General features: G+C 69.7%; 9 protein-coding genes and 1 pseudogene. All 10 read left to right on the forward strand.

Annotated elements, in window-relative coordinates; translation table 11 throughout:
• Positions 1 to 681 (forward strand): hypothetical protein (locus ACIBF5_RS32470; protein ID WP_396816718.1); only part of this gene is annotated, 681 nt, incomplete at its 5' end.
• A 2-nt stretch (positions 682 to 683) separates the two neighbouring features.
• Positions 684 to 851 carry a hypothetical protein gene (locus ACIBF5_RS32475; RefSeq protein ID WP_396816719.1) on the forward strand — a complete coding sequence of 56 codons (168 nt, stop codon included), beginning with the start codon at positions 684 to 686 and terminating at the stop codon, positions 849 to 851.
• A gap of 10 nt (positions 852 to 861) precedes the next feature.
• The gene (locus tag ACIBF5_RS32480; RefSeq protein ID WP_396816720.1) at positions 862 to 1,440 is read left to right on the forward strand and encodes a hypothetical protein; all 579 of its coding nucleotides are present in this window, start codon (positions 862 to 864) and stop codon (positions 1,438 to 1,440) included.
• A gap of 3 nt (positions 1,441 to 1,443) precedes the next feature.
• Positions 1,444 to 1,851, forward strand: coding sequence for a hypothetical protein (locus tag ACIBF5_RS32485; protein WP_396816721.1), 408 nt, complete (start codon positions 1,444 to 1,446; stop codon positions 1,849 to 1,851).
• Between the two features lie 2 nt (positions 1,852 to 1,853).
• Positions 1,854 to 2,264 (forward strand): hypothetical protein, encoded by a 411-nt coding sequence (locus ACIBF5_RS32490; protein ID WP_396816722.1) that lies wholly within the window; start codon positions 1,854 to 1,856, stop codon positions 2,262 to 2,264.
• A 1-nt stretch (position 2,265) separates the two neighbouring features.
• Entirely contained in the window at positions 2,266 to 2,589 is a 324-nt protein-coding gene (locus ACIBF5_RS32495) for a hypothetical protein (RefSeq protein WP_396816723.1), read from the forward strand.
• A 43-nt stretch (positions 2,590 to 2,632) separates the two neighbouring features.
• Positions 2,633 to 2,755 carry a hypothetical protein gene (locus ACIBF5_RS32500; protein ID WP_396816724.1) on the forward strand — a complete coding sequence of 41 codons (123 nt, stop codon included), beginning with the start codon at positions 2,633 to 2,635 and terminating at the stop codon, positions 2,753 to 2,755.
• A gap of 4 nt (positions 2,756 to 2,759) precedes the next feature.
• Positions 2,760 to 3,173, forward strand: a complete 414-nt coding sequence (locus ACIBF5_RS32505) for an HK97 gp10 family phage protein (RefSeq protein WP_396816725.1) — start codon at positions 2,760 to 2,762, stop codon at positions 3,171 to 3,173.
• Positions 3,173 to 4,699, forward strand: a complete 1,527-nt coding sequence (locus tag ACIBF5_RS32510) for a hypothetical protein (protein WP_396816726.1) — start codon at positions 3,173 to 3,175, stop codon at positions 4,697 to 4,699. The genes ACIBF5_RS32505 and ACIBF5_RS32510 overlap by 1 nt, the downstream gene beginning before the upstream one ends.
• A pseudogene (locus ACIBF5_RS32515) lies at positions 4,696 to 6,662 on the forward strand (hypothetical protein); the annotation flags it as partial. The gene ACIBF5_RS32510 and the pseudogene ACIBF5_RS32515, both read left to right, overlap by 4 nt.

A 6,662-nucleotide genomic window follows, 5' to 3' on the forward strand; every position in this document is an offset into this window, starting at 1 on the left:
CCGACCGCCGGCACGTACGTCACCACCACCCAGACCATCACCCCAAGCCCCTTGTCCGGCAAGGCGGAGATCACCCGTGAGGCATGGGACCAGGGTGGCAATCCGCAGCTCAGCGGTCTGCTCTGGGGACAGATGACCCGGGAGTGGTTCGAGGATCTGGAGAACGCCACCGCGACGTTCCTCAACACGCTGACCGCCGCCGCCGACATCGCGCTCCCGGCCGGTGCCGCCGACGACGCCCTCGACGGCGCCTGGTCGACGGCGAACACCAACCTTCAGTTCATCCGGGGCGGCCACCGGTTCCGGGCGTTCGCCGTTCACATCGACCTGTACCAGAAGTTCGCCGCCGCGGTGGATTCCACCGGCCGTCGGCTGTACCCGATCATCGGCGCGCAGAATGCGACCGGTACGGCCGCGCCGCGGTGGGGCACGCTCGACCTGGGCGGTGTGACCGGCGTGCCGTCGTGGGCGCTCGGCCCGACCACCTTGCCGACCGGGACGTCCAGCAACTCGTGGTTGTTCAACCCGATGGACGTCCACGGCTGGGCCAGCGCTCCGCAGCGGCTCCAGTTCGAGTACCAGGTCAAGACGATCGAGATCGGGATCTGGGGCTACAAGGCGCACGCGAACACCCGGATCGACGGTGTCCGGCAGGTCGCCTACGACCCGACGGGGGCGTAACGGTGGCCGAGACGGAGCAGGCACCGCAGCGGGTGACGGTGGCGCAGGTGGCTGCCGAGGTGGAGGAGCTGCGTGCCGAGGTGAGGGTGCTGACCGCGCAGGTCGCCGAGTTGACTCAGGCGCTGGCCCGGGTCGACCGGCGGCGCCGGCCGGACCTTCAAACGTTCTGAGGGAGCGGTCGTGCCCTGGGCCCCTGATTACCTTGACGCCGAGGTTGCCGCTGACTTCGTCCGTGCCCCTGAGGTGGATCTCGATGAGCTGGCGACCTGGTGTACGGCCGCGTCCCGGGCGATCGACAAGAAGACCAACCGCCAGTTCGGCCGGGTCGATGCGCCGGCCGCGCGAACGTATCGCCGGCCGGCGATGTACGACGTCGTGTCCGGGCTGTGGCTGGTCGAGGTGGACGACGTCCAGGACGTCACCGGGATGACGGTCGGAGGGGTGCCGGTAGCCGACTCTGGTGCGGTGTTGCTGCCGGACGACGCGCCGGAGCGGGGCAAGCCGTACGAGCGGCTGGGGTTCACCAGCTACCCAAGACGGCCGCTGGTCGCGGTGGCGCTGTGGGGCTGGGCCGAGTTCCCGGCGGGTGCGGTCGGCGCGGCGAAGCTCCAGGTGTCCCGGTGGGCGTCCCGGCGGGACTCTCCGTACGGCGTGGCCGGGTCGCCGGCCGACGGGTCGGAACTGCGCCTGCTGGCCCGGCTCGACCCGGACGTGGCAACGACGCTCGCGGGCTTGTCACGCCGCCGAAGGGTGGGCTGACCAGTGAACGTCGCCGACGTCGCCGACGAGGTCCGGGCCGCGCTCGACACGATCCAGGGCTTACACGTGCCGGAGTGGGGCGTGAAGCGGGCCAGCGGAGAAACCGCCCTGGTGACCCTGCCAGAGCGGATCGAGTACGACGCCACGTACGGCCGGGGCACTGACCGGATCCCGGACCTGGCGGTCATCATCCTGGTCCCTCGGCCGACGACACCGGAGGCCGTACGGGCGGTCGCGAAGTACGCCGACGGGTCCGGCGACCACAGCGTGAAGGCCGCGGTTGAGCGGCACACGTACACGGCCTGCGACACGGTTCGGGTCGCGTCCGTCGAGTTCGACATCGCCACCTACGTCGCCACGGAGTACCTGGCGGCCATGTTCCATCTCGATATCACGGGCAAGGGGAGCTGATCATGGCCCGGACACACGGTAAGGACACGGTCATCACGCTGGGCGGAGATGACCTGTCGGAGTTCTGCAACACCAGCGAGCTGACCCGGTCGGCCGACACGCACGACATCACCGGGTACGGCAAGACCGCCCACGTGTTCCAGGGCGGACTGCGCAACGGCACCGCCAGCATGGGCGGCATCTACGACAACAGTGAAACCGCCGGCCCCCGGGCCGTGATCGAGCCGCTGGTAGGCACCACGGTCGAGCTGATCCGGCAGATCGAGGGCGCCGGGGCGGGCAAGCCACAGGACAAGGTCGACGCGGTCGTCACCCAGTACGTGGAGACGTCGCCGGTGGCCGACATGGTCACCTGGACAGCCGATCTCCAACTGTCCGACGACATCGACACCACCCCACAGGCAGGGAGCTGACATGGCCATCACGAAGGAAGAACTGCTGAGCCGCCGCCCAGGAGAGGACGACGTGCCGCTTCCAAGCGGCGGCACGGTGCGGGTGCGCGGGTTGACCCGGGGCGAGGTCAAGGACATCAGCGACGGCGTGAACGAGGGCAAGAACATGGAGCCCTACTCGTTGTCCCTGGCGCTGGTCGACCCGGTCCTGACAGAGGAAGAGGCGGCCGGGATGACGACGTCGGGGTGTTTCGACGACGTCCAGGCGATCACCACCCGGGTCAACGAGCTGTCGGGGATCGCCCAGGGCTCCGCCAAGGAGTCGTACAAAAGCCCTGGTAGCTGACCCAGGACTGGAGTTCGACCACTTCCTGGCCGAGAAGCTGGGGATGACGGTGGCCCGGTTGCGGGCCGAGATGTCGGCCGATGAGTGGCTGACCTGGCAGATGTACTACGCACGCAAGGCGCAGCGGGCCGAACTGGAGTCGCTGCGGTCACGGGGACGGAGGTAGCGCGGTGACAGAACCGATCCGGATCGAGGGTCTGGCCGCGTTCAACCGCAGCCTGAAGAAGCTCGACGCGGACGCGCCGAAGGGTCTCCGTCTTGCCCTGAACGAGGGCGCGAACATCGTGGTCGACGCGGCCCGGCCGATGATGCCGAGCCGTACCGGTCGCGCCCGGGCGGCGGTCACGGCCAAGTCGACCCGTACCGCGTCGCGGGTGTCGGCCGGGTCGAAGCGGGTGCCGTACGTGCCGTGGCTCGACTACGGCGGCGAGGGCCGAGCCAAGGGCCGTCCGGCGTACCGCCCGTTCGAGAAGGGTGGTCGGTACGTGTACCCGGCGTACCACGCCAAGCGGGCCGACATCGAGACCGCATTGGGTCAGGCACTGCTGCGCGTCGTCGCCGACGCCGGGCTGGACGTGGACTGATGGCCGGCAACGCTGTCACGCTGACCTTCGCCGGTGACGCGACCCAGTTGCAGAAGGCCGCTGACCGGGCCGCCGCCGCGACCCAGAGCGTCGGCGACGCCGCCCGGGACGCAGGCCAGCAGATTGGCCGGGCGGACGCCGCGACGGCCGGCTATGGCAGTCGACTCGACCGGACCGCCGACATCGCTGTTGGTATGTCGACCGCCATCGGCGACGCCGGGGGCACGATCAGCACCCTGTCCGATCTCCAGCAGCTCGGCGCGAACCGGGCAGCCGAGCAGGCGCAGGCCTTGGCCGATGTCGAGCAGGCCGGGGTCGACGCGGACCAGGCACTCGGTGACCTTCGCCAGGCCCAGCTGGATCTCAACCAGTCCCAGCTCGACGCGAAGCAGGCCGGCGCCGACGCGGCGCAATCCCTGCTCGACATCGAGCAGGCCGGGATCGACGCCGAGCAGGCACAGCGGGACTACAACGACGCGGTGAAGGAGCACGGCAAGGGGTCGATCGAGGCCCGGCAGGCTGCCCTGGATCTGAAGCAGGCGCAGGAGGATCTACGTCAGGCCGGGATCGACGGCGAACAGGCGCAGCTTGACCTGAAGCAGGCACAGGAGGACGCCGCCCAGGCTGGCCGTGACGCCGCCCAGGCCAACGTCGACGCGAAGCAGGCGCAGCTGGACCTGAACGAGGCGACCAGGGCGGCGGACCCGACGGCGATGTCGGTGTGGGGGCAGAACATCGAGCTGGCGGCCAGTGCCGCACTCGGCCTGGTCGGGGCGGCGAACCTGCTCGTGATGGCGAACCAGTCGGTCAGCCTGTCGGCAATCAAGGCCACGGCGGCGACCGTCGCGGGCCGGACCGCCGCACTGGCCGGTGCCGCCGCTACCGGTATCGCCACCGCCGCCCAGTGGGCGTGGAACGTGGCCTTGACCGCGAACCCGATCGGGCTGGTGGTGGTGGCGATCGGCGCCCTGGTCGCCGGCATCATCTGGGTCGCGACGAAGACGACCTGGTTCCAAGACCTCTGGTCGTGGACGTGGTCGAAGATCGGTGACACGGTCAAGGGCACCTGGGATTGGGTCCAAACGACGTCATCGAGGGCGGTCGACTGGTTGACCGGGGTGCCGGGCCGGCTCCAGTCCGCATTCTCATCGGTCGGCCGGTTCATCTCCGCACCGTTCATCGCCGGGTTCAACCGGGTCAGCGACGCGTGGAACGGGACGGTCGGTCGGTTGTCGTGGACGGTGCCCGGGTGGGTGCCGTACGTCGGCGGCAACAGCATCTCCGCCCCGAAGCTGCCGAAGTTCCACACCGGTGGCGTGGTTCCCGGGGCGCCCGGTGAGGAGGTGCTCGCGCTGCTCCAGGCCGGCGAGCGCATCACCCCGGCCGGACGAAACGGTGAGCCCACAGTGCTCGTCATTCAGTCCAGCGGCAGCAAGCTTGACGACCTCCTGGTGGAGCTGCTTCGCGGTGCGGTCAAGCGCCGGGGCGGCAACGTCCAGGTGGTGCTGGGGAGGGCCGCCGGATGAGCACCCCGGTGGCGATCGTTGGTGAGTTGTACGTCAAGGGTCAGGGCTGGGTTGACATCACCGAGGACATGCGGCAGGGCGTAGCCGACTCCGGCGGTGGGGTCACCATCACCAGGGGTATCCAGTCCGAGGGCACCGATGCCGACCCTGGACTCTGCTCGATCGTGCTGAACAACCGGCACGGGAAGTACAGCCCGCGCAACCCGGGATCGCCCTACTACGGGCTGATCGGCCGGAACAGCCCGTTCCGTCTCGGTGTCCGGATGGCCCGTGACGACTTCGGCCGGGCGGTGTCGGGCGCCTGGGGTGTCACCCCGACCGGTCAGGCGTGGGGGCACGCGGGCAGTGCCACCTGGAGCGTTGCCGGTGGGACCGCCCGGTGCTCGATGGCTACCGCCGACAACTACAACAAGGCCGAGCTGTTCGCCACGTACCGGGACGTGGAGCAGGTCACCACCATCATCGCCCCTGTGACCGCCGGGGCGCCCCTGGTGGTGGGGCACGTGGCCCGAGTGCAGGAGAACGGCGACTGCCTGTTCGTCCGGGCCTCGATGAACCCATCGGGATCGGTGTCACTCACGATCTCCCGGTGGCACAGCACCGGTGGCCTGATCACCCTCGCCACCCTGGCCACGGTCCCGGGGCTGTCCTACAACGGCACCCCGATCCGCTTGCGGTCCTCGGTCGTTGGTAGCCGGCTTGCGTGCAAGGCGTGGCCGGCGTCCGGGCCGGAACCGCTCGGCTGGCAGCTCCAGATATCCACCACCGAGGGCCCGACCCAACCCGGCCGCTGCGGTCACCACATCTGGCTCGTTACTGGTAACACCACCACCAAGCCGTACCTGGTGCAGGTTGACAACTACGAGGTCATCAGCCGCCGAGTCACCGCCGAGGTCCCCGCCTGGCCTCCGCGCTGGGACCTGTCCGGCCGGGACCGGTGGGTGCCGATCGAGGCGGCCGGCATCCTGCGCCGCCTCGGCCAGGGCGCCCGGCCGCTCTCGTCGCCGCTGCGCAGGGCGTTCGACCATGCGGGCCCGGAGTTGATCGCCTACTACCCGCTGGAGGACGGCCGCGACGTCGACCTGGCGGCCTCAGGGCTTGTGGGCCGCCCGCCCATGACCGAGATCGGTAGACCACCAGGGGTCACCCAGATCGGCACCGGTGACGTTGACGGCACCGCCGAATGGGGTGTTGCCGGCTCAGGTGGGGCAGCGTCACTGGTCGGACTCCGCAACGGCGGGCGCCTACGCGTCAACATCCCCCCGTCAGGCGCGACCAGTTGGACGTTCGAGGCCGTTGCCCGCTACGACGCGGGCACGGACATCGGCGTCGACAGCATCATGTTCACCCTGCGGCAGGGAGGCCAGTGGGAGTGGTCCCTCGGCCACGCAGGCAACGGCAACCCCGGCGAGGCGACCTATTTCATGATCGCTGGATCGGTCGACGGGTCAGTCTCGGGAGCCGCCCTGACCTACCCGCACGACCCCTACGACGGCATCCTGCACCACTACCGGGTGGATGCGCTCCGCAACGGCGCCAACACCGATTACTGGATCTACATCGACGGCGAGCCGGTGGCGTCCGGCACGTGGACCGCCTTCACCGGTCCACCCCCGGACATGCTGACCGTCAACCACTACCTCGGTAGTGGCCCCGACCAACCGGCCGTTGGGCACCTGGCCGTGAGCGCGCCGAGTCTGGTCGGCACCGTTGGTGACCGACCGGCGGCGACGCGCGCGTGGATCGGCGAACCGGCCGGCGTGCGGATGGTGCGGCTGTCGGCCGAGACCGGGGTGCCCGTGCACGTCGTTGGTGACCCGGCCGACACGGCACCAATGGGGCCGCAAGGCATCGACACCCTCCTGGATTTACTCCGCCATGCGCAGCTCGCCGATGGGGGGCTACTCACCGAGGCCAGGGACGCGATCGCCCTGGTCTACCGGCCCGTCCGTACCCTTTACAA

Origin of the sequence: Micromonospora sp. NPDC050417 (assembly GCF_044458865.1) — a bacterium.
Classification (GTDB): Bacteria; Actinomycetota; Actinomycetes; order Mycobacteriales; family Micromonosporaceae; genus Micromonospora_G.